Genomic DNA, 26,973 nt, shown 5'->3' on the forward strand with positions numbered 1-26,973 from the left:
GTAGACATGAGTGGGCAAGGGACCGCTGACCGTCTGGTCGCCGCCGCTATGGCCATCCTCCGCGCTGAGGGCGCACAGGCCGTGACCATGCGGCGGGTGGCGGCCGAGGTCGGCGTCACCGCCATGGCCACCTACCGGCACTTCCCCAACCGGGAAGCGCTGCTGCGGGCCGTGGTGGACCTCGGTGTCGCCGAGGTGGTGGCCGGGTGGGGCAAGCGGCGGTCGCGGACGTTCAAGGGCCGGGTCGACGCCCTGGCCGACGACTTCCTGGACTTCGCGCTGGGGGACCGGAACCTCTACGCCCTCGTGATGGCCGAGCGGTGGGAGGGCGCGCGGCGGCTCGACGAGTTCGCCGGTTCGCCCGCGTTCGCGCCGGTGCTCGACGTGGTTCGGCAGGGTGTCCGGGACGGCGTGCTGCGGGACGCGGACCCGCTGGAGATCACGTTGGCGTTGACCACGCCGGTCCTGGGACTGGTGCAGCTGCACCACGGCGGACGCATCGAACTGTCCGAAAAGGACTTCAGGGCGCTGTGCAAGCGCACGGTGGGGAGAGTGCTCGATGGTGTTGCGACTTAGCGCCGTACTGGCTTCGGCGGTGTTGTTCTTCTTCGGCACGGGGATGTCCGCGTTACCCGCGTTGACGTGGTTGGCCCCGTTGCCCGTGCTGCTGCTCGCGGCACGGACCAAGTGGGCCCCGGCGCTGGGGTTCGTGGCTTATCTGCTGGGCACGGCCAACAGCTGGGCGTTCCAGCTCCGGTCGCACGACGTGCCGATGGTGCCGGCCGGGTTGATCATCAACATCGGCGGCTCGATCACGTTCGCCCTGGTGGTGTGGGTCTTACGGCACCACCTCACGCGTGGCCGGCCGGTGCTCGCCTCGCTCGCCGCGCCCGCGTTGTGGACGGGGCTGCTCTACCTCGTCTCGCTGGTCAACCCGAAGGGCGTGTCGGGGACGTTCGCGAACGACGTGGCCGATGTCCCGGTGGTGGTGCAGACGGCGGCGGTGGCCGGCATGTGGGGTGTGGAGTTCCTGGTGCTCTACGTTCCCGCTGCCGTCGCGGCCTTGATGAGCGCCCGCGGGAAAAGCACCGCGATCGTGGCGTTGGCGCTCGTGGGTGTGGCGCTGGGCGGTGGGGCGATCCGGTTGTCGGGGGACGACGGGCCCGTGCGGAAGGTCGCGGCCATCGCCACCAACCAGAAGCACTGGGCACCCGACCTGGCGACGTCGGAGGCGCGGGACCTGGTGGCCACCTACGTCCGGGAGATCGAGGGCCTGCCCGCCGGCGTGGACACCGTCGTGCTGCCCGAGGGCACCGTGGGCTCCGCCGAAGCCAACCCGAGCGCGCTGGTCGAACCGCTGCGCCGGGTGGCGGGTGAGCGAAAGCTCGACATCGTCGTCGGTCACATGCACTACGCCGAGCGGGCGAAGTACAACTACGCCCTGGTCTTCCCGAGCGATGGCGGCCCACCCCTGACCTACCTCAAGCACCACGACTCCGCCAGCGCGCCCGGCCGCGACCTGCTCGTCCGCGCCGCCGCCGGCGTCGCGATCTGCGCGGACGTCAACCAGCCCGACCCGATCCGGGACTACGCGGCGGCCGGGACGACGCTGCTGCTCGTCCCGGCGTCCGACGAGACGGAGAACGGGTGGCAGCACAGCCGGACGCTGCTCGTCCGCGGTGTCGAGCACGGCCAGGCCACGGTGTGGTCGGCGCGCACCGGGACGCTGATGATCGCCGACGGCCGTGGGCGGGTGCGGGCCGACGCGAGCACCGGCGGGGCCGGGGCGGTGACGACGGTGGTGGCCGACGTGCCGACCGGGCCCGGCGCGACGCCCTACACGCGGCTGGGGGACTGGTTCGCCTGGCTGTGCCTGGCCATCGCCCTGGGCGGCCTGCTCACCGACCGGCTGGGCGGCCGGCTCGGTGGCGGGCGGTTGGGCGGCGGGCGGCTCGGCGACCGGCTGCGCGGCGGGCGGCTCGGCGGTCTGCGCGGCGGGCGTCAGACGATGCGGGCGGCGGAGACCGGGCGTTCGGCCAGCGAGTAGGTGCCGGCCGAGTTGGTGTTCACGCTCCACCGGTACCGGGTGAACTCGCCGGTCTCGTCCGAGGCGTAGAACATCATGTGGCCGAAGCCCGCGCCGTCCGTGGCCGCCGTGGCGTTGAAGATGCGGCTGTCCGGGAACGCGAAGTAGCTGCCCACGCCGTGCAGGCCGTGGGGCTCGGCGGTGCAGTCCACGACCTCGACCGCGTACTGCGTCTCACCGGGGAAGTTCAGCCCGCCGGACGGTGCCACGTAGGTGCCGCGCAGCGAGCGGACCATGACGATGTGGCCGGTGTTGGTGTCCTGGTCGTTGTCGTAGTCGATGGCGACCAGGTCGCCGGGGCGCAGGTCGGCGACCCGGGTGACGCGCTGGAAGTGCGGCACGTCGTCGCGGGCGAACGCGGCCTGGTAGTCGCGGGCGAACGGGCTGGCCAGCCCGAAGTGGTTGGCGAAGAACTTCGAGGTGGCCCACTTGTAGGTGCGCTTGAGGACCGCGGTCTGGAAGGAGGCGCACTGGCTCTGGTTGACCCAGCTGGACGCGTCGCCGGGCGAGCCCCAGGTGACGATGTTGGGCTGGTCGGGGGTCTTGTACCGGTTGTTGGACAGCGGGCACGTCGGCAGCGACAGGTAGCCGACGAGCTGCTCGGCCTCCAACAGGTGCGGTGTGGACGTCCGGTGTGGACGCGGCTCGCGGCGCGCGCTCGTCCCCGGAGCCGCGGTGACACCCACCGCGACGGCGGTCGCCCCGGAGAACGATCTGCGGGACAGGTCCATCGTGCGACTCCCCCTTCGATACGGGCCCGCACACCGTAGTCGAAGGGATCGCTCCGCACCCGTCGGTTCAGCGGGCGTACACCAGGAGGAGAGTGGTCAGCGCGGTGCACATGGCGAGCATGGTGGCGATCCCGGTCATGGCCGCGCCGGCCGACAGCAGCACGCGGGTGAGCATCCCGAGCAGGCGGCGCAGCAGCCGGGCCAGGCCCAGGACCAGCGTCATCGCGCCCATGAGGAGGATGAGGACCAGCGGGGTCCACTCGGTGGTCTCGGACGACTGAGCTAAAGCGGTGAGCGTGTTCATGGCTACCCCCGGATGGCTTCCTGGGTGAACTTCACTTAGCTCACTGAAGTTGACTGAACCTCAGCAAGGTTCAGGGTAGGGGTGGCATTTCCGCCTGACAAGAGGCGTAATGGGCGTACCGGGGTTCACCGAGGGGTGTTCCTTCTTCAGCTGGGTGAGGAACGTCGTGTATGTTGCGCTCTTCAGCTTGTACGCTGAAGTTCACTGAAGGGCGCGGGCGACGTGGTCGGTTCGGGTGACACCTTGGCGCTGGCGCACCGCCTCCGGGCGCTGCGTGAGGAGCAGTGGCCGGACAAGGTGATCACGCAGAGTGATCTTGCGGATGCGTTCAGTGCCGAGAAGCGGGCCAGCGTGCCGCTGCTGTCGTCGTGGGAGAGCCGGACCCACCCCAAGGCGCCGCCGCTGAGCCGGCTCGCCGCGTACGCCACGTTCTTCGCGACGCGCCGGTCCGTGGTCCGCTACCCGTACCGCCTGCTGCCGGTGGACGAGCTGACGCCGGAGGAGGCGCAGCGGCGGGAAGAGCTGCTGGCCGAGCTGACCGAGCTGCGCGCCGCCGCCGTGCGGCAGGACAACGGCGCGGTGTCCGAGGTGGACCGGCCCGGCCGCGACGACTTCTGGTACTTCCCGGACCGCAACAACATCACCATCGTGGTCGCCCAGCTGCCCAAGGCGATGCGCGACCAGATGCCGTACGCGGACCCGACGAAGCCCGACTACGTCGAGCTCTACACCTACGCCGACCTCGACGCGCTGATCGAGCTGCACGGCCACATCCGGGCGCTCAACCCGCGCAGCCGGGTGCACTTCCGCATCGCCTCCGGCCTCGCGCCCGACGACTACACCTCCCACCTGGTCCTGCTCGGCGGCGTCGACTGGAACGTCGTCACCCGCGAGCTGCTGGACCGCGTCGACCTGCCGGTCCGCCAGGTGACCCGGCACGACGAGTCCGAGTCGGGCGGGTTCGTCGTCGGGCAGGGGAGCGACCAGCGCGTGTTCGCGCCCAAGCTGGGCGAGCACGAGGTGCTCCAGGAGGACATCGCGCACTTCTACCGCGGACCGAACCCGTTCAACCGCAAGCGGACGGTCACGATCTGCAACGGCATGTACGGCCGGGGAACCCTCGGCGCGGTGCGTGCCCTCACCGACGAGCGGTTCCGCGACCGCAACGCGGAGTACCTGCGGAAGACCTTCGCCGGGCTGGACGCCTACAGCGTCCTGACGCGGGTCAGCGTGGTGAACGGGCGGGTGGTCACACCGGACTGGAACCTGCCGGAATTCCGTCTCCACGAATGGCCGGAGGGCCGGCGTTGAACCCCACCGCATCGGTGGCCGACGAGCACCACGAGGCCGCCGAGCACCACGAATCGCACCACAGGCTGCTCACGGCCGTCGAGCCCGCCGCCCGAGCCCGGGTGGACGCCGTCATCGTGCCGACCAACCGCGAGCCGGGGTACCTGGCCGAGGCGGTGTCGCTGGCCCGGCGGCTGGACGCCACGCTGGTCGTGCTGTGCAGCGGCAACGCCTCGCCGGTGACGACCAAGGAGCTGGCGGCGGGCCTCGACCTGGTCGTGGTGGACGTGACCGCGCTGCCCGCGCGGGTGCTGCCCGACTTCGAGACCACCAGGCTGGTCGAGGGGACCGAGTTCGACCGGCGCACCGACACCAGCCTCAAGCGCAACCTGGGCCTGGTGATCGCGCGGTTGATGGCGTGGGAGCGGATCGCGTTCCTGGACGACGACATCACCGTGCCGATCCCGGAGGACCTGGAGCTGGCGGCGGGCGCGGTGACGGGGTCGGTGTCGGCGGTGGGCCTGCACGTCGGCGGGTTCCCGGACAACTCGGTGGTGTGCCACGCCAACCGAGAGACCGGCGGCAAGCAGGGCACGTTCATCGGCGGCGGCGCGCTGGTGGTCGGGCGGGAGGCGACGGAGTCGTTCTTCCCGACCATCTACAACGAGGACTGGTTCTTCCTGCTCGACGACGTGGGCCTGCGCGGGTCGGCGCTGGTCGGGTCGGTGGAGCAGAAGCCCTACGACCCGTTCGCGAACGACCTGCGGGCGCGGGTGGAGGAGTTCGGCGACACCCTGGCCGAGGGCGTGTTCGCGCTGCTGGACGAGGGTCGGTACGCGGCGGCGACGGACGCCGGGTACTGGGAGGGCTTCCTGCGCGCCCGGTTGGGGCTGATCGACGACGTCCTGGACCGGGTGCGGGGCGGGGTGCGCGGCGACGACGGCGAGCCGCTGGCGGAGGCCGTCGTGCTGCGCATGGAGGTCGCGCTGCTGGCGGCGCGCAAGCTGTGCGGGGCGATCACGCCGGAGCTGTGCGTGCGGTACCTGGAGGCGCTGCGGACGGACCGGGCGCGGTGGCGGCAGTTCGTGAGCCGGCTGGGGAAGCGGCACGCGTGGGTGTCGGACGCGCAGCACGTGCTGGACGTCCTGCGCCTGTCGAACTGCGCGGAGTACATCCCCGCCACCCGCCCCTGAACCCCCGGGACACCCGAACGCCCGAGTTGCCGGTTGGGCTGAGCTGCCGGCCGGGCCGAGTGGGGTGTCGGGCTGCCTGCTGGCCGGGCCGCTGCCTGCCTGCCGGGCCGCTGCCTGCCTGCCGAGCCGCTGGCTGCCGGCCGGGCCGCGTGCCTGCCGGGCCGCGTGCCTGCCGCCTGCCTGCCGAGTCGCCGGTGTGTGTCGCGTGAGCCGCCGGGCATTCGCGTACACCGCCGGTGGCGGTTGCGGGTGGCTCCCATGTGGCGGAACGCTCAGTGACGGTCGGCTGGGGGCTATTAGGCTCGGTGGGCTGGAGTGCGCGAGCGTGGAGGATGGCATGACGAGCACCGATGGTCGCCAGAAGTGGCTGACTGTCGCCGACGAGGTGGCCACCGGGTTGCGGTTGGACGCCGCGCAGCGGGACCGGGCCGGGCTTGAGCCCGTCGCCGAGGTCGAGGTGTTGCGGCGGGCCGGGTTGTTGGCGGTTCGGGACTGGGCGACCCAGCAGGCCGTCACCCGGGTCGTCGGCGCGGCGGACGGGAACGTCGGGCACCTGCTCGGGTACCACTACCTCCAGGTGTGGCGGAGGGGATTGTTCAACAATCCTGTTGTTGAGGAGTCCGACGACCTGTTCTGGGCCGGCGTGAGCAATCCGCTGGACGCCGCGTTGCGGCTGGAGCCGGTCGCCGACGGGTTCCTGGTGAGCGGGCGCAAGACGTTCGCCACCGGCGCGTCGGTGGCGGATCGGCTGGTCGTCAGCGCCACCCGCACGGACACCGGCGGCAAGGTCACCTTCACCCTCGACGCCAAGGCCCCGGGCATCACCTACCACGGCGACTGGGACAACATCGGCCAGCGCCTCACCGCCAGCGGCGGCGTCACGTTCGACCGCGTCGAGGTCCCCGCCGACCGCGTCCTGGGCGCGCACGACGAGCACAGCCCCCGCCAGTCCCTCGCCGCGATCGGCTTCCAGCTCGTCCTCGCCCAGCTCTACGTGGCCCTCGCCGAGGGCGCGCTGGCCGAGGCCGCCCAGTACACCCGCACCACCACCCGCCCGTGGTTCCTCTCCGGCGTGGACGCGGCCACCGCCGACCCGTACATCCTCGCCACCTACGGCGAACTCGTCGCCGACGTCGAGGCCGCGGGCCTGCTCGCCGACGCCGCCTCCGAGGCGCTGCGCGAGGCCAGTGACCTGGGCGCGGACCTCACCGCCGAGCAGCGCGCCACCGCCGCCGCCCGCATCACCTCCGCCAAGGTCGTCTCCACCAGGGTCGCCAACCACACCACGAGCAAGGTGTTCGAGCTGTGCGGCGCGCGGGCCACGGCCGCCGGCTACGCGTTCGACCGGTTCTGGCGCAACGCCCGCACCCTGACCCTGCACGACCCCGTGTCCTATAAGGCACGCGAACTCGGCGCGTACTACCTGACCGGCGAGCGCGCGCCGTTCACCGGGTACAGCTGATGGAACCCGTCCTCGCGAACAGCGTCCGCCTCGACGACGACGGCGTGCTCATCCTCGACCGCCGGAACTTCCCGTTCGAGCGGACCTGGGTGCGCTGCACGACCGTCGCCGAGGTCGCCAAGGCCATCGAGGACATGGTCACCCAGTCCTCCGGCCCGTACTTCGCCACGCTCTACGGCATGGTCCTGGCCGCCCGCGAAGCCCGCGACCTGCCCCGCGACCGGGCCCGCGAGCACCTGGAACGCGCCGGGACGCTGCTGGTCGAGACCCGTCGCACCAACAACGCCCTGCGCAAGGCGGTCGCGGCGGTGCTGGCGGCCGTCGACCAGTCCGAAGACCTCGAAGCCGGCGCGCTGGAGGGCGCGCGGCAGGGCGACGAGCGCTACCGGAGCCGCAGCCGGGCGCTGGGCGAGCACACCGCCGCCCTCCTGCCCGACGAGGGCACGGTGCTGACGCACTGCTGGGCCGACCTGTACCTCACCGAGACGGTGAAGGCCGCCCAAGGATCCGGCAAGCGCCTGCGGTTCTTCTGCACGGAGACCCGCCCCTACCTCCAGGGCGCGCGCCTGACCGCCGAGACGCTCGCCGAGATGGGCGTGGACACCACGCTGGTCACCGACGGCATGGGCGCGGCGGCGTTCGCGGAGAAGCAGGTGGACGTGCTGCTCACCGCCGCCGACCGGGTCACCATGGACGGCCACGTGGTCAACAAGGTCGGCACGCTGGGCCTGGCCGTCGCCGCGCACGCGTTCGACGTGCCGTTCCTGGCCATGGTGCAGGCCCCGGACCGGCTCGCGCCCACCGCCGCCGACGTGCCGATCGAGCACCGGCCCGGCGACGAGGTGCTGCACACCCTGGGCCGGCGCACCGCCACCGACAAGGCCCGGGGCTGGTACCCGGCGTTCGACGTGACGCCGCCGCGGTTCGTCACCACCGTGGTCACCGACCGCGGCGCGTACGCTCCGGACCGGCTCGCGGAGTACTACGACAGCAAGGACGTTCATGACTGAGTGGGTCGTGCTCGACATCGAAGGCACCCTGTCCGCCACGGACCAGGTGCTGGTCACCCTCTACGACTACGCCCGGCCCCGGCTGGGACCGTGGATCGACGACCACGCCGACGACCCGGCCGTGGTCGAGGCGGTCGCCCAGATCCGTGAACTGTCCGGTGTGGACGGTGGCACGGACGAGCTGGTGCGGGTGCTGCACGGGTGGATGGACGCCGACCAGAAGGTCACGCCGCTCAAGACGTTGCAGGGCTTGATCTGGCAGCAGGGCTACGCCAACGGCGACTTGGTCGCGGAGTTCTTCCCCGACGTCGTCCCGGCCCTGCGCAAGTGGCACGAGGACGGCGTGAAGCTCGCGGTCTTCTCGTCGGGTTCGGTCGCGGGCCAGGTCGCGTTCTTCGGCCACACCACCGAAGGCGACCTGCGCGGGCTGTTCGAGCACCACTTCGACACCGTGAACGCCGGCCCCAAGCGGGAGGCGGCGTCGTACCACAAGATCGCGCAAGCGCTGGGGTCCGACGACATCACGTTCTACTCGGACGTCCCCGCCGAGCTGCACGCCGCCGCCGAGGCCGGCTGGCGGACCGTCGGCGTGGCGCGACCGGGCGAGCCGTACGGCGACGCGGACTTCAGCCCGCACCGGACGGTGAGCGCCCTGTGACCCCCGGCGAGGCGCTGGCCGCCGAGTGCGCCCGGTTCACCGCGATGGGCTGGATGCGCGGCACGTCCGGCAACCTGTCCGTGGTCGTGGACCGCGACCCGCTGCGGCTCGCGGTCACGGTCAGCGGCAAGGACAAGGGCGAGCTGACCGCTGACGACGTGGTCGTCGTGGACGAGCACGGGGAGACCGACGACCCGGTGCGCGTCCCGTCCGCCGAGGCCGGCCTGCACGGCCGGATCGCGGCCGTGGCCGGCGCCGGCGCGGTGATCCACGTGCACGCGCTGGCGACGGTCGTGGCCGCCGAGTTCTGGCCCGAGGGCGTCGAGCTGCGCGACCTGGAGATGCTCAAGGGCTTCGGCCGGCAGGCGGACGACGTGGTGACCGTGCCCGTCGTGCCCAACAGCCAGGACATGCGCGTCCTGGGCGACGCGTTCGAGGCGGGCTTCCGCAAGGACGTGCCGGCGCTGCTCGTGGCGCGGCACGGCGTGTACGTGTGGGGCGACGACCTCGTGCAGGCCCGCCACCGGTTGGAATGCCTGGAGTGGCTGCTGCGATTCAAGGTGGAGACGAGGAGGGACCCGCGATGACGCTGCTGACCGTCTGGCCGGACACCGACCCCGGGACCGTGGTGGTGCGCACCTCCGACCCGGCCGAGATCGCCGCCGAGCTCAAGCGGCTCGGCGTGCGGTACGAGCAGTGGCCGGTGCTGCCCGGCGTCACCAGGGACAACGCCCTGGAGGCCTACCGCGACCAGGTCGCCCGGGTCACCGAGACCGAGGGTTACGTCCTGGTGGACGCGATGGAGATGACCCCGTCCGACGACCCGGAGTGGCTGGCGGCGGCGGGTGCGGCCCGGCTGAAGTTCCTGGCCGAGCACACCCACGACGACGACGAGGACCGGTTCTTCGCCCGCGGCTCGGGGATCTTCTACCTGCACGTGGACGAGCGCGTGTACGCGGTCCTGTGCGAGGCGGGCGACCTGCTGAGCGTGCCGGCGAACACCACGCACTGGTTCGACATGGGGACGCGGCCGGACTACGTGTCGATCCGGTTCTTCCACGACGACGACGGGTGGATCGGCAACTTCACCGGCAGCGACATCGCCACGAAGTTCCCGACGTTCGACGAGATCACCGCCGCCCGCTGAACCCGCTCCACCCGTCCGCGAGGACGGGTGGAGCGGGTCACCGGCTAGACGCGTTCCCAGAGCGCCGGGACGTTGGGCGGTTCCCAGCCCGGCTGGGACGTGTGCGGCTGGCGGCAGCGGTAAGTCGAGCCGTTGTAGGTCACCTGCGCGCCGGTCGCGTAGCTGACCCACGGGGCCCACGTGCCGGAGGGCGGGTTGGACGTGGTCGTGGTGGTCGTCGTGGTGCCGCCGTTGTCCCAGGGGACCTGGGGCGAGCGGTAGAAGTCGATGCCCATCGCCGTCCAGCGAGGGGCCTGCGCGCCGAGGCGCACCTTGAAGGCGTCCCAGTTGTGCGTCGACCACGGGGACCAGCCGAGTTCGGCGATGACCGCCAAGCGCGGGAAGGCCATGTAGTCGATGTGGGCCGGGGTCACGATCGTCTCCGTCCACAGTGGAGCCTCGACGCCCCGCACCGCGGACTCCGGGACGCCGGACAGGTGGGTGCCCGGGTTCCAGTTGTACGCGTCCTGCACCTCGATGTACCCGGCCCAGCTCAGGCCGAGCTGCGTGCTGGAGTTGTACTTCATGTCCAGGTAGGCCTTGTTGGCCGGGGACATCAGCACCTTGTTGCCCCGGGCCGCGGCGGCCTGGACGACCGCGTTGGACGTCGTCGTGCCCCAGTACTGCGGGACGGCGGTGGTGTCCGTGGTGGTCTTGACGAACTCGTGCCAGCCCATGGCCTTCTTCCCGTACTTCCCGACCAGCGGGAGCACGCGGTTCATGAAGGTCTGGTACTCCTGGTCTGTCGTGGCGTTGGCCTCGTCGCCGCCGATGTGGAAGTACGGCCCGGGGGTGAGGGCGGCGATCTCGCGGATCACGTCCTCCACGAACTGGTAGGTGATCTCCTTGCCCACGCACAGCGAGCTGTAGCCGACGGCGATGTCCGTGCGCAGCGCCGGCGCGACGCCGTTGCAGTTCAGCTCCGCGTAGCTGGCCAGCGCGGCGTTGGTGTGGCCGGGCAGGTCCACCTCGGGGATCACGGTGATGTGCCGCGCCGCCGCGTAGGCGACGATCTCCTGGTACTGCGCCTTGGTGTAGTAGCCGCCGGGACCGCCGCCGACCTGCGTGCTGCCGCCGTGGGTGGCCAGGCGGGGCCAGCTGTCGATGACGATCCGCCAGCCCTGGTCGTCGGTCAGGTGCAGGTGGAAGTAGTTGACCTTGTAGAGGGCGAGCTGGTCGATGTACCGCTTGACCGTCGCCACGGGGTGGAAGTGGCGGGCCACGTCGAGCATCGCGCCGCGGTGGCCGAAGCGCGGGTGGTCGGTGACGGTCGCGCCGGGGATGGTCCACGGGCCGGTCTGCGGGCTCGTGGACTCGACCTTGCCGGGCAGCAGTTGGCGCAGCGTCTGCACGCCCGCGAACAGGCCGGCGGGGGTGTTGGCGCGCAGCGTCACCGCCGCCGTGGTGACGGTGAGCTGGTAGCCCTGGTCGCCGACGGTCGCGGGCGCGCCGCCGATGAGCAGGGCGATGCCGTCGGCCGGCGTGCCGGTGGTGTCCTCGACCGGCAGCGGGAAGCCGGTGGACGGGCGCAGGACGCCCGCCAGGAAGTCGCCGACGGCGTGCGCGGCCGGGGTCGTGTGGATCTTCGTGGACGCGGTGAGGGTGTGCGCCTGACCGGCGTTGGCCTGCACGGACGCCGGCACCGGCACGATGCTCTGCAACGGCTCGGCCGCCGTCGCGGTGACGGGCGTGGAAGCGGCGTTCCACACGACGGTCGCGCCGAGCAGCAGCGCCAGGACGGCGAGTGCGCGGGCCACCCTCGCTCGGAGTGTCACGGGTCCTCCTCGGGAAGCGGGCGGCGGCCACACGTGCGCTCCAGCGTCGGCATCCCGGCGACCCGTGTCAATGGGTCTAGACCACTTCAGCCCAGGTCGAGCCTGCCCAGCTCCACCCGGGAGGCCACGCCGAGCTTCGGGTAGGCCTTGTAGAGGTGGTAGCCGACCGTCCGCGGGCTCAGGAAGAGCTGCGCCCCGATGTCCCGGTTGCTCAGGCCATCCGCCGCCAGCCGCACCACCTGCAACTCCTGCGGCGTCAACGCGCTCAACGGGTCCGGCCCCGGCACGGCGCGGCTCTCGCCGGTGGCGCGCAGCTCCGTGCGGGCGCGGGCGGACCACGGCACGGCGCCCAGGCGCTCGAAGGCGTCCAGGGCGGCGCGCAGGTGGGTGCGGGCGTCGTTGCGGCGGCGGGCGCGCCGGAGCCACTCGCCGTACAGCAGCTCGGTGCGGGCCCGTTCGAACGGCCGGCTGTCGGCGCGGTGCAGCTCGACGGCCGTCACGTACCAGCGCTCGTCGTCGGTCATCAACGCCCGGCACCGCGCCGCCACCGCCCGCGCCCACGGCCGGCCCGACTCCTGCGCCCACCGCTCGTACCACTCGGAAGAACCCTGTGCCGCGGCCGGGTTCCCGACCCGCACGGCCGCCTCGACCAGGTCCGGCAGGCTGGAGATCGCGTACAGCCGGTGCGCGCCCGACGCCACGTCGGCCAACCGGTCGAGCACCGCGTCGTAGCGGCCCAGCCCCAGGTCCAGCAGCGCCAACGCGCACGCGGCGCGGACCGAGCGCGACGCGTCGCCCTCCAGCACCGCGACCGCCGCCCGGCACCGCTGTTCGTCGCCCTCGATCGCGGCCAGCTCGGACAGCACGCTGTGCAGGTAGCCGACGCTGAACACCTGCCCGATGTCGGCGGCGATCCGCAGCCCCTCCTCGGCGGTCGCGCGGGCGTCGCGCAGCCGGCCCAGGTGCAGCCGTCCCCGCGCCAGGTACGCCAGGGCGCGCGGCAACATGCCCAGCCGACCGGTGGCCCGGCTCTCCCGCTCCACGGCCGCCGCCCGCTCGTAGGCGGCCTCGTCGTCACCCAGGACCAGCAGCCACCAGGCGCCCTGCGCGTGGTCCGCGCGGGGGCCGGACACCAGCGACCGCAACGCGGCCATCCCGTCCGCCAGGTCACCGCCGTCCAGCCCGGTCGCGGCCCGCGCCACCGCCCGCACGTCCGCCGCGCCGGGCAGCCCCTCCGCCTGGTCGGCCACCGCCCGCACGGCGTCCAGGTCGCGGACCGTCCACGCGTTGCTCGCCGCGGCGAACAGCAGGTCGCCCGCCAGCACCGGGTCGCCCTTGACCGCGCAGTACGCGGCCTTCGCCAGCACGGCCGCGGCTTCCGCGCCACGACCCCGCTCGGCCGCCACCACCGCCCGGACGCGCGCGATGCGGGCGTGCTCCAGCGGCTGGTCCAGCAGGTCGCCCGCCTGGTCGGCGAGCGCGGCGGCGCGGTCGTACTGGCCCGCGTCCAGGGCCGCGCGGGCCGCGTTGACCAGGCGCTTGCCCCGGTCCACCACGGACGGGCTCAGCTCGGCGGCCCGCTGGTAGGCGGCGGCCACGGCCGCGTACCCGCCGCGGTTGCGGGCGTCCTCGGCCGACCGCGCCAACGCCCGCGCGACCTCCTCGTCCGGTCCGGTCACGGCGGCGGCCAGGTGCCAGGCGGCGCGGAAGGCGTCCTCGGACACCTCGGCCAACGCCCGGTGCACGGCCATCCGCCGCACCAGCGGCGCGCTCCGGTAGGCCGCCGCGCGGATCAGCGGGTGCCGGAACGCCAGCCGCCCGTCGTCCGAGCGCAGCAACTGCCGCTGCTCGGCCGCTTCCAGGTCGCCCAGCCCCGCGCCGAGCAGTTCCGCCGCCTTGAACACCACGCCCGGGTCGCCGGTGTCGTCGGCGGCGGCCACCAGGAGCAGGTCGCGCGTGGCCGGCGGCAGCGTCCCGATGCGGTCGGCGAAGGTCTGTTGGATGCGGCTGTGCGTGGGCAGCGCGGCCACCCGCAGGCCGTGCGCGGCCGGGATGTGCCCCTCGCGCTGCGCGGCGGGCAGTTCCAGCAGCGCCAACGGGTTGCCGCGGGCCTCCTGCGCGATCCGCTCCCGCACGTACCGGGGCAGGTCGGCGGCGTGCTCGTCGAGCAGCACGGCCGAGTCCTCCGCCGACAGCGCGGTCAGCCGCAGCTCGGGCAGGCCGGGCGCGGGGAACGGCGGCGCGTGCAGGTCCCGGGCCGCGAACACCAGGGCGACGCCGTCCGCGTCCAGCCGCCGCGCGGCGAACAGCAGGGCGTCGGCCGACCCCGGGTCCAGCCAGTGCGCGTCGTCCACCAGGCACAGCACCGGGCCCCGCTCGGCCAGGTCGGCGAGCAGGGTCAGCACGGCGAGGCCCACCAGGAAGCAGTCGCCGCCGTCCGGCGCGGCCAGGCCCAGCGCGGAGCGCAGCGCGCCGGCCTGCTTGGGCGGCAACCCGTCGAGCGCGCCGACCACCCGCCGCAGCAGCAGGTTCAGCCCGGCGAAGGGCACCACCGACTCCGCCTCGACGGCGGTCGCGCGCAGCACCCGGAAGTCCCCGGCGCGCTCGGCGACCCGGTCCAGCAGCGCGGACTTGCCGATCCCGGCCTCGCCGCGCACGACCAGCGCGCCGCTGCGCCCCGCCCGCGCCTCGGCGAGCAGGTCGTCCAGGCGCGCGAGGTCGGCCGAGCGTCCGTACAGCATGGTCACGACCCTAACGCCGGCACGAGCACGACCTTGCCCGTCGTCCGCCGCCGCTCCAGCGCCGCGTGCGCGGCGGCGGCCTCGGCGAGCGGGAACGCCTGCACGACCGGCGCGAACCGGCCGGCGGCGGCATCGGCCAGCGCCCGCGCCTCCAACGCCCGCACCCCGCCGGACCCGCGCGCCACGTGCGGCCCGACGGCGACCGTGACGCTCAGCGCCCGCTCGAACAGGTCCACTGTGGACACCTCGGTCGGCTCGCCCGAGGACGTGCCGAACATCACCACCCGACCGCCCGGCGCGACCAGCTCCAGCGCCGACCGCCCGACCGCGCCGCCGACCCCGTCCAGCACGACCCCCACCTCCCGACCGCCCAGCGCGAGCCGCACCCGGTCCTCCCAACCCGGCTCCCGGTAGTCCACGGCGACCGCGGCCCCCGACCGCAGCACCGTCCGCCGCTTCTCCCCGCACCCCGCGGCCCCGACCACGACCGCGCCCAGCCGGGCCGCGCCCTGCACCAGCAGGTGCCCGACCGCGCCCGCCGCCGCCGTCACCAGCACCACGTCGTCGGGTCGCAACGCCGCCGCGTCCAGCACGCCCACCGCCGTCGCCCCGGTGCAGACCATCGCCACGGCGGCGTCGAGCGACAACCCGTCCGGCACCACGTGCACCGCGTCGGCCTCCCGCACGGCCAGCTCGGCGTACCCGCCGAAGGCGAAGCCGAGCTGCGCGACGACCCGCCGCCCCACCCAGTCGGCCGGCACGCCCGCGCCGACCGCGTCCACGACCCCCGCGACCTCGCTGCCCGGCACCAGCGGCGGCTCCGGCCGCCACGGCCCGTCCCCGCGCCGGACCAGCGTGTCCACCAGCTGCACCCCGGCGGCCCGCACGGCGATCCGGACCTGGCCGGGGCCGGGGCGCGGGTCCTCGACCTCGGCCGGTTCGAGCGCGTCGGCGGGACCGAACCCGCGCAGGCGGATGGCACGCACGTCAGGCCTCGTACGGCCGCTTCGCGCGGGCGTCCTTGAGCGCGGCGCCCCACCAGACGAGCTGGTCCAGCATGGTCTTGGCGGCGCCGTCGACGGCCTCGGCGTCCACCGGGTTCCCGTCGTCGTCGAACCGCGTCCACGCGCCGTGGAAGCTGACCGTGTCCCGGATCGTCACGGCGTGCAGCTCGGCGAAGACCAGCCGCAGCTGCTCGACGGCCCGCAGCCCGCCGCCGTGCCCGCCGTAGGAGACGAACCCGACCGGCTTGGCCCGCCACTCGGTGTAGTGCCAGTCGATCGCGCTCTTCAGCGGCGCGGGGAAGCTGTGGTTGTACTCCGGCGTGATCACCACGAACGCGTCGGCCCCGGCCAGCCGCGGCGACACGGCCTTGACCTCGTCGGCGGGCTCCTCGCCGAACCCGTGCAGCACGTCGGGCAGGCCCACGTCGGCCAGGTCCAGCACGTCCACCTCGACGTCGGGGCGCTGCCGGGCCCGCGCGGTGAACCAGTCCGCCACGACCGGCGCGAAGCGGCCCTTGCGGGTGCTGCCGACGATGACCGCGAGCTTGATCATTGTTCCCGTTCCCTCCTCGTTGCGGTGGTACCGAAGTTAGGAGCCGGTCGACCGGGCGGGCATCTGTCACGTGACTGGTCGGTCGGCCGGCGGCGACCGGGGAGGGCGACCGGTCACGCGACGGATTCGCCGGGGCGGGCGCGTGCGTAGCTTCCCGATCATGACAACGGATGCGCAGGTCAGGACGCGGTGGACGCCGGTGGTGACGCTCGCGCTGGCCATGCTGGTGATCACCACCGAGATGACCGTGGCGGCGGTCGCGCTGCCCGGCGTGGGCGCGGAGCTGGGGGTGGGGCCGGGCGCGACGGCGTGGGTGCTGCTGGCGTACACGCTGCCGATGGCGGCGATCGCCATCCCGGCCGGGCGGTGGGTGGACCGGATCGACGTGCGGTCGGCGTTCCTGCCGGCGCTGGTCGGCGTGGGGGCGGCGAGCGTGCTGACGGCCGCCGCGCCGGTCTTCTGGGTGCTGGTCGTCGGGCGCGTGGCGCAGGGCGTGGCGGCGGCGCTGGTGCTGGCGGCCTACATGCCGATCGTGCTCGGGGCGGTGTCGGCGCGCGAGCGCGGGCGGGCGGTCGGGTACGTCATCACGATCATGACCGTGGGCGGTCTCGCCGGCGCGCCGCTGGGTGGCGTGGTCGCCGGCGCGTTCGGGTGGCGGGCGGTGTTCCTGCTGAAGATGCCGGTGCTGGTCGTGGTGTTGTGGCTGGCTTTCCGGTCGCTGCGCGGTGACGGGCGGGGGCTGGTCGCGCCGGACCGCGGGTTGTGGCTGGAGGCGGCGCTGCTGGGCGGGGCGGTCACGGCGGTGCTGCTGGCGTTCGAGGACATGCCCTGGCTGGTGGCGGTGGCCGTGGTCCTGGCCGTGGCCTGGGGGCGGTTGCCGGCGTCCGGTCCGGTGCTGGGGTTGCTGCGGCGGCGGGTGTTCGCGTTGCCGCTGCTGACGTTGACGCTGGTGACGATGTCGGGCGGGTTGCTGTTCCTGCTCGTGCCGTACTTCGTGACCGACGTGCTGGCGGGGTCGCCGGAGGACGTCGGCGTGGCGCTGCTGGTGTTCGTCGCGGGGGTGGGGGTGCTGTCGCCGGTGGCCGGGTCGTGGGCCGACCGGTACGGGCCCTGGCTGGTGGCCCTGGTGGGCGTGGCGGTGACGGTGGTGGGGTTGCTGCTGTTGCTGCCGCCGGTGACCGGCCTGGTGGACCTGTCGTGGCGGTTGGCGGTCATGGGGTTGGGGCAGGGGTTGTTCAACGCGGCCGTCAACACGCTGCTGATGTCCATGGCCCCGGACGGCATGGCGGGCGCGGCGGGCGGCGTGAGCGCGACGGCCCGGATGATCGGCTCCACGGTGGGGCCGGCGGTGGCGGCCCTGGTGGTGTCGGGGGCGGGGGACAGCGCGTCGGGGTTCCGGACCGGTGTCGCCGTGCTGACCGCGGTCGTGGCGCTGGGCGGGGTGGCGCTGCTCCCGGCCCGGCGGGGTTAGAGGAGCCCGCGCACCTCCTCGGCGTCCTTCACCCGGCCCTGCGCCTCGAACAGCGTCAGGGCCTGGCGCCAGGAGGACCGGGCCGCGTCGGTGTCGCCCAGTTCCGCGTGCACGTCGCCCAGGTGCCGCAGGACGCTGGCCTGCTCGTAGGAGTTGTCCAGCTCCCGGTAGACGGCCAGGGCGTGGTGGTAGTGCTCCAGGGCGTCGGCGGCCCGGCCGTGCCGGTGGGCGATGTAGCCGAGGCTGTCCGAGGTCGCCGCTTCACCGTCCCGGTGGCCCAGTTCCCGGTTCAGCGCCAGGGCTTCGCGGCAGTGCCGTTCGGCTTGCTCGTGGTCGCCCAGGCGGGCGGCCCGGTAGCCGACGTCGTTGAGGGCTTCGGCGATCCGGACGGGGATGTCCAGGGCTCGGAACAGGACCAGTTGGGCGTTGGCGTGTTCCAGCGCGCCTTCCAGGTCGCCCTGCTGTTCCAGGGCCCACGCCACGGCTCGGTGGGCCGCTGCCTTGCCGTAGTCGTCGGTGACCAGGTCCAGGGCTTGGCGCAGGTGGTGGTTGCCCTGGTCGTAGCCGCCCACGTCCACCAGGGCCATGCCGACGAACTTGTGCGCCGCCACCTGCTTCTCCTTGTCGCCCAACGCTTCCGCCGCGGTCAGCGCGGCCCGCCAGACGGCCAGGTCCTCGGCGGCGTGGCCGCGGCGCAGGTGGTAGTTCGTGAGCGCCCACGCCATGTGCCAGACCAGGTCGTGCCACTCGCGGGTGGTGGCTTGGCGGTGGGCGGCCAGCAGGGACTCGTACTCGCGGTCGAACCAGTCCAGGGCCGCCGTGACGTCGGGCAGGGGGACCGCTTCGCCCCCGGGCGGCTCGACGGGCGGGCGGTGCGGCTCGATCAGGCGGTCGCCGGCGTGGGCCGTGGCGGCGAAGTAGCCGACGAAGCGGCGCAGGGCGGCGGGGTCGTCCGGGGCCACCTCGGCGGCGTAGAGGCGCACCAGGTCGTGCATGCGGTAGCGGCCCACCACGTGTTGCTGGACGAGGTGGGCGAACTCCAGTTCGCGCAACAGGGTGCGGGTGCGCGGCGGGGTGAGGCCCGCCAGCGCGGCGATCGAGCGCAGGCTCAGGTCGGCGGCGGTGGTCAGGCCGAGCAGGCCGAACAGGGCGCGGCTGTCCGGGGACAGGACCCGCAACGAGCAGGCGAAGACCGTGCGCAGGCTGGAGCTGAGGTCGTCGAGGGCGTCCAGGCGTTGCTCGGCCAGTTCCTCGGCGAGCGCGGCCAGCGGCAGGTCGGGCTGGGTCAGCGCGCGGGCGGCGACGATGCTCAGCGCCAGCGGCAGCCCGCCGCACAGCTCCAGGAGGGCGTCCACCACCTCGGGTTCGGCGGTGGTCCGGTGCCGGCCCAGGCGGGCGGTGAGGAACGCGCGGGCGTCGTGCGGGTCCAGGACGTTGAGCGAGACCGACTTCGCGCCGTTCGCGCTGACCAGGCCGACGAGCTGCTGGCGGCTGGTGACCAGGACCGCGCAGCGGGGACCGCCGGGGAGCAGGGGCGTGACCTGGGCCGTGTCGCGCGCGTTGTCCAGGACGACGAGCATCCGCTTGTCGGCGACCAGGCTGCGGTAGAGGGCGGCCTGGGCGTCGAGGTCGGTGGGCGGGTCGCCCACGCCCAGGGCCTCCAGGAAGGCGCGCAGGGCGTTGCCGGGCGGGACGGGGTCGCTGGTCGGGTCGAAGCCGCGCAGGTTGACGTAGAGCTGGCCGTCGGGGAAGTCGTCGGCGTGCAGGTGGGCCCAGTGCAGGGCGAGCGCGGTCTTGCCGATGCCGCCCGCGCCGCCGATGGCCGTGATGACGACCGTGCCGCCGGGTTCGGCGAGGTCGCGCAGCTCCTCGGTGCGGCCGGTGAAGAACCGTTGCGGGGCCGGGAGCTGGCGGGGGACGGCCGGTTCCGGGCCGAGGAGCTTCAGGTGCAGGTCCTTGAGCGGCGCGCCGGGGTCGGTGCCGAGCTGGTCGGCCAGTTCGCGGCGCAGCGCGTCGTAGTGGCGCAGGGCTTCGGACGTGCGGCCGGCGCGGTGCAGCGCGGTGATGAGCTGGCCGGCGAGCCGTTCGTCCAGCGGGTGCTCCCGGGCCTGGGCCTGGAGTTCGGGCAGCAGGGCGCTGTGGTGGCCGAGGGCGAGGGCGACGTCGTTGCGGTCCAGCTCGACGGTCCGCCGCTCGGCGTGCAGGGCCGCGCGGGTGGCGTCGAACCAGGGCGAGTCGAGGCCGGCCAGCGCGTCGCCCCGCCACAGGCGCAGGGCCTGGTCGTAGAGCGGGGCGGCGTCCTCGGGCGGGCTGGTGCGGGCCCGCTTGACCAGGTCGCGGAAGCGGTGGAGGTCGGTGGTGGCCTCCAGGCGGTACCCGGCGGGGTGGCGCTCGACGGGCAGGAGTCCGCGCAGCTTGGAGACGTACCCGTAGAGGGTCTCGCGGGCGCGCAGGGGCGGCCGTTCGCCCCACACCCGGTCCACCAGCCGGTCGACGGTCACGGCCCGCCCGTCGTCGAGCAGCAACGCCGCCAACACCGCCCGCTGCCGGGTGTGGCCGAGGTCGACCAGCCGGCCGCCCTCGCGCGCCTCGACCGGTCCGAGCAGTCCGACGTCCACGCTTGCAGCCCCCTTGACCTGCCGGTTCAAGGTTCATCCTAGGTTCGCCCCGGATCATGGCGGCACGCTGGTTCCCGCGACGTGAACCGTGGAACGTCGACGGCGGGGTCCCCCCACGACCCCGCCATCGCAGGAGGGGACGGAGGTCCCGGCCGAGCGCCCCCCGCCGGCCGGGACCCCCGGCGCGGACTCGCTTCCCCCGACTACCGCATGGGGGTGCGGTTGTCGGGGGAAGCGAGCTGTGCTCGTGTTATCGAGGCGTGATGATGGCCGGGGTCACACCCGTTCGGGTTAACCGCACGCTTAGGTTAGCCTCACCTTCATGCCTACGGACGTGTCGCTCAGCGGTCGGGAACTGGTGCTCGCGCACCACGACCGCACGGTCGTGCACGGTGTCTCGCTGGACCTGCGCCCCGGCACCGTCACCGCCCTCGTCGGGCCCAACGGGTCCGGCAAGTCGACCGTCCTGCGCTCGCTCGCCCGCCTGCACAAGCCGAAGGACGGCACCGTCCGGCTCGGCGACCTCGCCGTCACCACGCTGTCCGGCAAGGAGTTCGCGCGCAACGTCACCCTGCTCACCCAGCACCGCCCCACCCCCTCCGGCGTGTCCGTGCGCGACGTCGTCGCCTACGGCCGCCACCCCTACCGCGCCGGCTGGCGCGGGGTGGACCGGGACGGGACCGCGGCGATCGAGCGCGCCATGGCGTTGACCGGCGTCACGGACATGGCCGACCGCGGCGTGGACGAGCTGTCCGGCGGCGAGCTGCAGCGCGTCTGGCTCGCGTCGTGCCTGGCGCAGGAGACGTCCGTGCTGCTGCTGGACGAGCCCACCAACCACCTCGACCTGCGCTACCAGGTCGAGGTCCTGGACGTGGTGCGCGACCTCGCCACCGACCACGGTGTCGCGGTCGGCGTGGTGCTGCACGACCTCGACCACGCGGCGACCGTCGCGGACCGGGTCGTGCTGCTGTGCGAGGGGCGGGTGGTCGCGGACGGTCCGGTCGGCGACGTCCTGACCGCCGAGCACCTGACGCGCGCCTACGGCATCACCGTCCACGTCGCGCACGACCCGGTCACCGGCACCGTGCACTGCCGTCCCATCGGCCGGCACACGCCCCGCCCGGTCTGACCAACCCCCCGAGAAGCTCGAAGGAACAACCATGCGCATCCCCGCCCTGATCGCGGCCGCCGCGATCGTGCTCACCGCCTGCGGCACCACGGAGAACACCTCCGCCGCGCCCACGACGGCGGCCGGCGGACCCGTCACCGTCACCGACGCCCGCGGCAAGAACGTGGAGCTGAAGGCCCCCGCCCGGAAGGTCGTCGCGCTGGAGTGGGGCGAGGCCGAGATCATCGCCTCACTGGGCGTCATGCCCGTGGGCGTCGCCGACACCGCCGGCTACAAGACGTGGAACGCCGCCGCCCCGCTGGACGCGTCGGTCAAGGACATCGGCAAGCGGTCCGAGCCGAGCGTGGACGCGATCGTCGCGCTCAACCCGGACGTCGTGGTCATCGCCCAGGAGCGCGACTCGACCCTGGTGCCGCAGCTGGAGAAGTACGTCCCGGTCGTGGTCACCAAGTCCAGCGACGCCGCCCGCAACCTCGACCGCCTGCGCGAGGACGTGCGGATGATCGCCAAGGCGGTCGGCAAGTCCGCCGAGGGCGACAAGCTGCTGTCCGACATGGACGCCAAGCTCGCCGAGGGCCGCAAGGCGGTGGAGGCCGGGGGCGCCTCGGGCACGCCGTTCCTCATGGCCGACGGCTGGCTGGAGGGCAGCACGGTCAGCATCCGCCCGTTCGGCAAGGGCTCGCTGGTCTCCGACGTCGCCGAGCAGGTCGGCCTGAAGAACGCGTGGACCGGCCAGGTGGACCCGCAGTGGGGCCTGGGCCAGACCGACGTCGAGGGCCTGTCCGGCCTGACCGACCCGAAGACCGTCCTGTTCTACAGCGCCTCCGAGGACGACGTGTTCACCACCGGCCTGGCGCAGAACCCGGTGTGGCAGCGGCTCCCGTTCGTGGCGTCCAAGAAGGTCACGAAGCTCGACGCGGGCACGTGGACGTTCGGCGGCCCGAAGTCCGTGGCCTCGATCGCCGACCAGCTCGTCCGCGCCGTCACCGCCTGACGTGCTGCGCACCGCCGCCGTGACGGCGGGGATCGTGGTGGCCATCGCTGCGCTCTCCGCCGTCCACCTCACCCAGGGCACGTCCGACACCGGCGTGCTCGACATCCTCCAAGCCCTGCTGGGCCAGGGGGACGCGCGGACCCTCGCGGTCCTGGAGGGTTCCCGGGTCCCGCGGCTGCTGACGGCGTTGCTGCTGGGCGTCGCGATCGGCGTGGCGGGCGCGGGCATGCAGTCCGTGGCGCGCAACCCGTTGGCGTCGCCGGACACCCTGGCCGTCAACGCGGGCGCGCACCTGGCCGTGGTCGTGGTCGCCGCCTTCGGGCTGGCCCTGCCGACGCTGCCCGCCGGTGTGGTGGCCTTCGCGGGCGGCCTGGCGGCGGCGTCGGTGGTGCTGGGCCTGTCCGGCGGCGGGTCGACGAGCCCGCGCCTGGTGCTGGTGGGGTCGGCGGTGGCGCTGGCGTTGCAGTCGCTGACCATCCTGTTCCTGCTCATGTTCGAGCAGGAGACGACCGGTCTTTTCGCGTGGGGCAGCGGTTCCCTGACCGTGAGCGATCTCGACGCGACGGCGCAGATGACTCCTGTCGTCGTTGTCGCGGTCGCCGTGTTGGTCCTCATGGGACGGTCGCTGGACATCCTCGCCCTGGGCGACGACAACGCCGCCCTGCTCGGCCTGAAGGTGCGGCGGACGCGGGTGTCGGCGGTGCTGCTGACCGTCGCGCTGACCGCCGCCGCGGTGACCGTGGCCGGCCCGGTCGGGTTCGTCGGCCTGGCCGCGCCCGTGATCACCAAGCTGCTCACGCCGATCGCGCCCAAGCTCGGCGTGCATCGGGTGCTGCTGCCGGTGTCCGGCCTGGTGGGCGTGCTGCTGGTGCTGGGCGCGGACGTGCTGCTGCGCGCGGTGCTCGGGTCGGCGGAGGCGCTGCGCGTGCCCACCGGCGTCACCACGACGATCATCGGCGCGGCGCTGCTGGTGTGGCTGGCGCGCCGCGGCCGGTCGTCCGGCGGTGGCGCGCGGCAGGCCCCGGCCGGCCGGGTCGGGGTCGCCGGGTCGCGTCGCCGGTTGGCCGCGGTCGGCGTGGCGCTGGCGGTCCTGCTGGCGGTCGCGCCCGTGGTCGGGCTGCTCCTCGGGGACCGGTTGGTGCTGCTGGGAGACCTGGTCAACTGGGTGTCCGGCCGCACCGGCACCGCCCTGACCTTCGTGCTGGACCAGCGGCTCCCCCGCGTGCTGGCGGCGTTGTTCGCGGGCGCGGCGCTGGCGCTGTCGGGCTGCGGCATCCAGTCGGTGAGTCGGAACCCGTTGGCCGAACCGGGTCTGCTCGGCATCACCGCGGGCGCGGGCCTGGGCGCGATCGCCATGATCACGCTCGTCCCGCTGGCCGGGGCGTGGCACATCGCCGGCGCGGCCGGCGCGGGCGCGGTGCTGGCGTTCGCGCTGGTCTACGGCCTGGCCTGGCGCAAGGGCCTGGACCCGGACCGGCTGGTGGTCATCGGCATCGCGCTGTGGTCGGCGGGCATGGCCCTGATCACGCTGCTGATCGTGGTGTCGGACCCGTGGAACTCGGCGAAGGCGCTGACCTGGCTGTCCGGCTCGACCTACGGCCGCACGCTGAACCAGGTGGTCCCGGTCTCCCTGGCCCTGCTGGTGGTCACCCCGCTGCTGTGGTGGCGGCACCGCGAACTGGACCTGCACAGCCTCGACGAGGACACGCCCCGGGTGCTCGGCCTGCGGGTCGAGCGGTCGAGGCTGGCGGTGCTGGCCGGGTCCGGGGCGCTGGCGGCGACGGCCGTGGCGGCGATCGGCGTGGTCGCCTTCGTCGGCCTGGTCGCGCCGCACCTGGCCAGGTCGCTGGTGGGCGGCCGGCACGGGCGGGTGCTGCCGGTGGCGGCGGCGGTGGGCGCGGTGCTGGTCAGCGCGGCCGACACGCTGGGCCGCACGGTCATCTCGCCGGCGCAGATCCCGGCGGGCCTGGTCATCGCCCTGGTCGGCACGCCCTACTTCGTCGTCGTCCTCTGGCGCACCAGGGAAGCGCGCTAGGGGCGGAGGGACTCCAGCTCGGCGGCGAGGTTCCGCTTGGCCCGCTCCTCCCACCGGTCGCGGGCCCGCGGGGTCCGGTAGAGCGGGTCCCGGTCGTACAGGGCCTGGAGCACCTGCGCCCGGCCGATCCGCCAGGCGTCCTCCGGGACGTGGGCGTACTCCTGGCGCACGGCCCGGCGGTAGCGCTCGTAGGCGTCCGGGTCCGCGCCCAGGATGGCGAGGTCGGCGTCCATGAGCAGGGCGGTCAGGTCGTCGTCCGCGGCGTGGTCGATGGTCGCCAGGACGAGGTCGGCGACCGGCGCGGGGTCCACCCCGGCCTCTTCCAGCCGGGCGCGGACCCAGGCGGCGCTGTCGCGTTCGTCCTCGCCCGGCCGGCCGTCGTAGACGACGTCGTGGGCGAGGGCGGCCAGCGCCAGGATCGCCCGCTCCCGCGGGCTCCGGTGCGCGGCCAGGGCGGTGACGTCCCTGGTCACCGCCAGCGCGTGGGCCGTGTTGTGGTAGCCGCGGTGCGGCTGGGCGTACCGGGCCGCCAGGTCACCCGCCGTGCCCGGACGTCCGCCCAGGGCCTGGACCGCCTTGTCCCACAACGCTTCCAGCATGGGGCAAGCGTACGGTGAAGGCCGCGCCGCCCTCGGGCGCCGGACCGGCGGTGATCGTGCCGCCCAGCTTGGTCACCAGGCCGTGCACCAGGGCCAGGCCCACGCCGGTGCCCACGGGCCTCGACCGCTCGTACTTCGCGTGCAGGGCACCGCGTTCGAACGCCACCCGGTAGTCCTCTTCGGACAGGCCCGGACCGCCGTCCCGCACCTCCAGCGCGTCGCCCAGGGCCAGCACGACCGGGCGGCCGGGCGGGGTCAGGCGCAGGGCGTTCTCCAGCAGGCCGTCGAGGACCTGGCGCAGGCGGCGGGGGTCGGTGCGGGCGGGCCGGGCGTCCGCGGGCAGGTCCAGGCGGAACTCGACGCCCTTCGCCGCGCACCGCGCGTGCCACACCCGCGCGGCGGAGGACACGAGGTCCCGCAGGTCCACGTCGGCCAGGTCGACAGTGAAATCGTCCGCGCCCAGGCGGGCCAGGTCGAGCAGGTCGGTGACGAGGCGGTCCAGCCGGTGGGCCTCCTCGCCGATGGTGCGCCCCACCCGGGGCACGTCGTCGCCGGAGACCACGCCGTCGGCCAGCGACTCGGCGAACCCGGTGACCGCGGTCAGCGGGGTGCGCAGCTCGTGGGAGACCGACAGCAGGAACTCCCGCTGCCGGGCCTCGCTGCGGGCCAGGGCGTCGGCCAGGGCGTTCACCGCGCCGCCCACCTCCGCCACCTCGGCCGGGCCGTGCTCGGGGGCGCGCAGGTCGCGGCGGCCGGTGCTCATGGTCTGGGCGACGTTCGCGGTCTGGCGCAGCGGCCGGGCGACCAGCTTGCCCAGCAGGAACCCGGCCACCGCGGCGACCAGCAGGCCCACACCCAGCGCGAACAGGATGTTGCGCACGAGCCGGCGGCCCGGCCCGGCGTTGTCCGCGCGCTGGACCAGGGCGACGTTCTCCCGCACCTCGACCAGCAGGTCCCCGACCGTGCCCGAGGAGCCGGTGACCTGCCGGACCGCGCGCACCGCCGCCGGGTCGCCGACCATCCGCCCGTTCGGGCCGATGGCGACCACGTCGATGTCCTGCCCGCGCAGCACCTCGACCACGCGGAGGCGGGCGTTGCGGCCCATCTCGCCGAGCTGCTCGGTGACCACGTCGGCCTGGTCGGACAGCGACGCGCGGGCCACCTCGCGGGAGGCGCCCAGCACCAGCCGGGCGGACACCAGACCGGCCACGATCACCGCCACCCCGGCGACCGCCAGGCACAGCGCGGTGATCCGGAAGGCCAGGCTGGTCCGCCGCGTGCCGGTCACGGCCCCTCCGCCGAGTAGCCGACGCCGCGCACGGTGCGGATCGGGTTGGGGTCACCGAGCTTGGCGCGCAGCTGCGCCACGTGCACGTCCACGGTCCGCGTCCCGGCCGCCGCCGCGTAGCCCCACACCGCGCTGAGCAGCTGCTCCCGGGCGAACACGCGGCCCGGGTGGCGCATGAGGTGGGCGAGCAGGTCGAACTCGGTGGACGTCAGCGCCACCTCGGTCTCGTCCACCCACGCCCGCCGCCGGTCGGTGTCCAGCCGGACCCGGCCCAGCACGTGCACCGGGGTGACCTGGGGCGTGCCGCGGCGCAGCACGGTCCGCACCCGGGCCACCAGCTCGCGCGGGCTGAACGGCTTGGTCACGTAGTCGTCCGCGCCCAGCTCCAAGCCCAGCACGCGGTCCACCTCGTCGTCGCGGGCGGTCACGAACAGCACCGGCGTCCAGTCGCCCGCCGCGCGCAGCGCCCGGCACACCTCGACGCCGTCCAGGCCGGGCAGGCCCACGTCCAGCAGCACGGCGACCGGCTTGAGCCGCCGCACGGCCGCCAGCGCCGCCCGCCCGTCGGCCTCGACGTGCACGCCGAACCCGTCGCGGCGCAGGTAGAGCGTGACCAGCTCGGCGATCGCCCGCTCGTCCTCCACGACCAGCACCAGCCCACGACCCTCGGGTTGCACGGCGGAATCGTGGCACGGCGGCGGTCGCGTTCAGGTCGCCGCGCGCGTTCGGGTTCGGTAAATGTCCTGCGCGTGCCGCCGGCACCGGCCGAACAGGTCGCGCAGGGCCGCCAGTGCTCCAGGGCGTCGGCGGGGTGGGCGCGGGCCACTGTGGCGCGGTCGAGCAGCG

23 protein-coding genes are annotated in these 26,973 nt (G+C 73.9%); 13 read left to right on the plus strand and 10 right to left on the minus strand.

Going from position 1 to position 26,973, the window contains the following annotated elements; translation table 11 throughout:
* Nucleotides 1–6: 6 nt before the first annotated feature.
* Both AB0A74_RS12820 and AB0A74_RS12825 read left to right on the plus strand, forming a co-directional pair.
* Nucleotides 7–576, plus strand: a complete 570-nt coding sequence (locus AB0A74_RS12820) for a TetR/AcrR family transcriptional regulator (protein WP_358248958.1) — start codon at nt 7–9, stop codon at nt 574–576.
* A complete protein-coding gene (locus AB0A74_RS12825) occupies nt 560–2,047 on the plus strand; it encodes a nitrilase-related carbon-nitrogen hydrolase (RefSeq protein WP_358248959.1) in 1,488 nt (495 codons plus the stop codon). The genes AB0A74_RS12820 and AB0A74_RS12825 overlap by 17 nt, the downstream gene beginning before the upstream one ends.
* Here AB0A74_RS12825 and AB0A74_RS12830 read toward each other — a convergent pair.
* The gene (locus AB0A74_RS12830) at nt 2,002–2,817 is read right to left on the minus strand and encodes a hypothetical protein (protein ID WP_358248960.1); all 816 of its coding nucleotides are present in this window, start codon (nt 2,815–2,817) and stop codon (nt 2,002–2,004) included. The two genes, AB0A74_RS12825 and AB0A74_RS12830, sit on opposite strands and share 46 nt — an antisense overlap.
* A 67-nt stretch (nt 2,818–2,884) precedes the next feature.
* A complete protein-coding gene (locus AB0A74_RS12835) occupies nt 2,885–3,121 on the minus strand; it encodes a hypothetical protein (protein ID WP_358248961.1) in 237 nt (78 codons plus the stop codon).
* Between the two features lie 222 nt (nt 3,122–3,343).
* Between AB0A74_RS12835 and AB0A74_RS12840 the strand changes: the two genes are divergently transcribed.
* The 7 genes from AB0A74_RS12840 (at nt 3,344) to AB0A74_RS12870 (ending at nt 9,881) form a co-directional block, all read left to right on the plus strand.
* On the plus strand, nt 3,344–4,432 hold the full coding sequence (locus AB0A74_RS12840; protein WP_358248962.1) for an XRE family transcriptional regulator: 1,089 nt from the start codon (nt 3,344–3,346) through the stop codon (nt 4,430–4,432).
* Entirely contained in the window at nt 4,429–5,604 is a 1,176-nt protein-coding gene (locus AB0A74_RS12845; protein WP_358248963.1) for a hypothetical protein, read from the plus strand. Before AB0A74_RS12840 ends, AB0A74_RS12845 begins: the two co-directional genes overlap by 4 nt.
* Before the next feature lie 337 nt (nt 5,605–5,941).
* Nucleotides 5,942–7,066 (plus strand): acyl-CoA dehydrogenase family protein, encoded by a 1,125-nt coding sequence (locus tag AB0A74_RS12850; protein ID WP_358248964.1) that lies wholly within the window; start codon nt 5,942–5,944, stop codon nt 7,064–7,066.
* Nucleotides 7,066–8,076: a s-methyl-5-thioribose-1-phosphate isomerase gene (locus AB0A74_RS12855; RefSeq protein WP_358248965.1), complete on the plus strand. Its 1,011-nt coding sequence runs from the start codon at nt 7,066–7,068 to the stop codon at nt 8,074–8,076. Before AB0A74_RS12850 ends, AB0A74_RS12855 begins: the two co-directional genes overlap by 1 nt.
* Nucleotides 8,069–8,734 (plus strand): acireductone synthase, encoded by a 666-nt coding sequence (gene mtnC, locus AB0A74_RS12860; RefSeq protein WP_358248966.1) that lies wholly within the window; start codon nt 8,069–8,071, stop codon nt 8,732–8,734. Before AB0A74_RS12855 ends, mtnC begins: the two co-directional genes overlap by 8 nt.
* The gene (gene mtnB, locus AB0A74_RS12865) at nt 8,731–9,321 is read left to right on the plus strand and encodes a methylthioribulose 1-phosphate dehydratase (protein ID WP_358248967.1); all 591 of its coding nucleotides are present in this window, start codon (nt 8,731–8,733) and stop codon (nt 9,319–9,321) included. The genes mtnC and mtnB overlap by 4 nt, the downstream gene beginning before the upstream one ends.
* Nucleotides 9,318–9,881 carry a cupin gene (locus AB0A74_RS12870; protein WP_358248968.1) on the plus strand — a complete coding sequence of 188 codons (564 nt, stop codon included), beginning with the start codon at nt 9,318–9,320 and terminating at the stop codon, nt 9,879–9,881. The genes mtnB and AB0A74_RS12870 overlap by 4 nt, the downstream gene beginning before the upstream one ends.
* A gap of 44 nt (nt 9,882–9,925) precedes the next feature.
* Here AB0A74_RS12870 and AB0A74_RS12875 read toward each other — a convergent pair whose 3' ends face one another.
* The 4 genes from AB0A74_RS12875 to AB0A74_RS12890 form a co-directional block, all read right to left on the minus strand.
* The gene (locus AB0A74_RS12875) at nt 9,926–11,695 is read right to left on the minus strand and encodes a family 20 glycosylhydrolase (RefSeq protein WP_358248969.1); all 1,770 of its coding nucleotides are present in this window, start codon (nt 11,693–11,695) and stop codon (nt 9,926–9,928) included.
* 86 nt (nt 11,696–11,781) lie between these two features.
* Entirely contained in the window at nt 11,782–14,436 is a 2,655-nt protein-coding gene (locus AB0A74_RS12880; RefSeq protein ID WP_358248970.1) for an AAA family ATPase, read from the minus strand.
* A 2-nt stretch (nt 14,437–14,438) separates the two neighbouring features.
* Nucleotides 14,439–15,422, minus strand: a complete 984-nt coding sequence (locus AB0A74_RS12885; RefSeq protein WP_358248971.1) for a zinc-binding dehydrogenase — start codon at nt 15,420–15,422, stop codon at nt 14,439–14,441.
* A 1-nt stretch (nt 15,423) separates the two neighbouring features.
* Nucleotides 15,424–15,993, minus strand: a complete 570-nt coding sequence (locus tag AB0A74_RS12890) for an NAD(P)H-dependent oxidoreductase (RefSeq protein ID WP_358248972.1) — start codon at nt 15,991–15,993, stop codon at nt 15,424–15,426.
* Between the two features lie 160 nt (nt 15,994–16,153).
* On the opposite strand from AB0A74_RS12890, the gene AB0A74_RS12895 reads away from it, so the two are divergent.
* Nucleotides 16,154–17,464, plus strand: coding sequence for an MFS transporter (locus tag AB0A74_RS12895; protein ID WP_358248973.1), 1,311 nt, complete (start codon nt 16,154–16,156; stop codon nt 17,462–17,464).
* Here the strand turns inward: AB0A74_RS12895 and AB0A74_RS12900 are convergent.
* A complete protein-coding gene (locus tag AB0A74_RS12900) occupies nt 17,461–20,082 on the minus strand; it encodes a BTAD domain-containing putative transcriptional regulator (RefSeq protein ID WP_358248974.1) in 2,622 nt (873 codons plus the stop codon). The two genes, AB0A74_RS12895 and AB0A74_RS12900, sit on opposite strands and share 4 nt — an antisense overlap.
* 322 nt (nt 20,083–20,404) lie before the next feature.
* Between AB0A74_RS12900 and AB0A74_RS12905 the strand changes: the two genes are divergently transcribed.
* From AB0A74_RS12905 to AB0A74_RS12915, 3 genes are read left to right on the plus strand one after another with little or no spacing between them, the layout of a single operon-like run.
* A complete protein-coding gene (locus AB0A74_RS12905) occupies nt 20,405–21,211 on the plus strand; it encodes an ABC transporter ATP-binding protein (RefSeq protein ID WP_358248975.1) in 807 nt (268 codons plus the stop codon).
* A 31-nt stretch (nt 21,212–21,242) separates the two neighbouring features.
* On the plus strand, nt 21,243–22,205 hold the full coding sequence (locus tag AB0A74_RS12910; protein WP_358248976.1) for an iron-siderophore ABC transporter substrate-binding protein: 963 nt from the start codon (nt 21,243–21,245) through the stop codon (nt 22,203–22,205).
* Between the two features lies 1 nt (nt 22,206).
* Nucleotides 22,207–24,240: an iron ABC transporter permease gene (locus AB0A74_RS12915; RefSeq protein WP_358248977.1), complete on the plus strand. Its 2,034-nt coding sequence runs from the start codon at nt 22,207–22,209 to the stop codon at nt 24,238–24,240.
* Here the strand turns inward: AB0A74_RS12915 and AB0A74_RS12920 are convergent.
* The 3 genes from AB0A74_RS12920 to AB0A74_RS12930 are packed head-to-tail and all read right to left on the minus strand — an operon-like array spanning nt 24,237 to nt 26,804.
* Nucleotides 24,237–24,839 (minus strand): hypothetical protein, encoded by a 603-nt coding sequence (locus tag AB0A74_RS12920; protein ID WP_358248978.1) that lies wholly within the window; start codon nt 24,837–24,839, stop codon nt 24,237–24,239. The genes AB0A74_RS12915 and AB0A74_RS12920 overlap by 4 nt on opposite strands.
* Nucleotides 24,775–26,127 carry a HAMP domain-containing sensor histidine kinase gene (locus tag AB0A74_RS12925; RefSeq protein WP_358248979.1) on the minus strand — a complete coding sequence of 451 codons (1,353 nt, stop codon included), beginning with the start codon at nt 26,125–26,127 and terminating at the stop codon, nt 24,775–24,777. The genes AB0A74_RS12920 and AB0A74_RS12925 overlap by 65 nt, the downstream gene beginning before the upstream one ends.
* The gene (locus AB0A74_RS12930) at nt 26,124–26,804 is read right to left on the minus strand and encodes a response regulator transcription factor (protein WP_358248980.1); all 681 of its coding nucleotides are present in this window, start codon (nt 26,802–26,804) and stop codon (nt 26,124–26,126) included. The genes AB0A74_RS12925 and AB0A74_RS12930 overlap by 4 nt, the downstream gene beginning before the upstream one ends.
* Between the last annotated feature and the right edge of the window lie 169 nt (nt 26,805–26,973).

Origin of the sequence: Saccharothrix sp. NPDC042600 (assembly GCF_040647305.1) — a bacterium.
GTDB lineage: Bacteria > Actinomycetota > Actinomycetes > Mycobacteriales > Pseudonocardiaceae > Actinosynnema > Actinosynnema mutabilis.

Bases quoted from the DNA above. Each gene is read 5' to 3' on its own strand.
- AB0A74_RS12820 (WP_358248958.1), top strand. From the start codon at position 7: ATGAGTGGGCAAGGGACCGCTGACCGTCTGGTCGCCGCCGCTATGGCC.
- AB0A74_RS12825 (WP_358248959.1), top strand. From the start codon at position 560: ATGGTGTTGCGACTTAGCGCCGTACTGGCTTCGGCGGTGTTGTTCTTC.
- AB0A74_RS12830 (WP_358248960.1), bottom strand. From the start codon at position 2,817: ATGGACCTGTCCCGCAGATCGTTCTCCGGGGCGACCGCCGTCGCGGTG.
- AB0A74_RS12835 (WP_358248961.1), bottom strand. From the start codon at position 3,121: ATGAACACGCTCACCGCTTTAGCTCAGTCGTCCGAGACCACCGAGTGG.
- AB0A74_RS12850 (WP_358248964.1), top strand. From the start codon at position 5,942: ATGACGAGCACCGATGGTCGCCAGAAGTGGCTGACTGTCGCCGACGAG.
- AB0A74_RS12855 (WP_358248965.1), top strand. From the start codon at position 7,066: ATGGAACCCGTCCTCGCGAACAGCGTCCGCCTCGACGACGACGGCGTG.
- mtnC (WP_358248966.1), top strand. From the start codon at position 8,069: ATGACTGAGTGGGTCGTGCTCGACATCGAAGGCACCCTGTCCGCCACG.
- AB0A74_RS12870 (WP_358248968.1), top strand. From the start codon at position 9,318: ATGACGCTGCTGACCGTCTGGCCGGACACCGACCCCGGGACCGTGGTG.
- AB0A74_RS12880 (WP_358248970.1), bottom strand. From the start codon at position 14,436: ATGCTGTACGGACGCTCGGCCGACCTCGCGCGCCTGGACGACCTGCTC.
- AB0A74_RS12890 (WP_358248972.1), bottom strand. From the start codon at position 15,993: ATGATCAAGCTCGCGGTCATCGTCGGCAGCACCCGCAAGGGCCGCTTC.
- AB0A74_RS12895 (WP_358248973.1), top strand. From the start codon at position 16,154: ATGACAACGGATGCGCAGGTCAGGACGCGGTGGACGCCGGTGGTGACG.
- AB0A74_RS12905 (WP_358248975.1), top strand. From the start codon at position 20,405: ATGCCTACGGACGTGTCGCTCAGCGGTCGGGAACTGGTGCTCGCGCAC.
- AB0A74_RS12910 (WP_358248976.1), top strand. From the start codon at position 21,243: ATGCGCATCCCCGCCCTGATCGCGGCCGCCGCGATCGTGCTCACCGCC.
- AB0A74_RS12920 (WP_358248978.1), bottom strand. From the start codon at position 24,839: ATGCTGGAAGCGTTGTGGGACAAGGCGGTCCAGGCCCTGGGCGGACGT.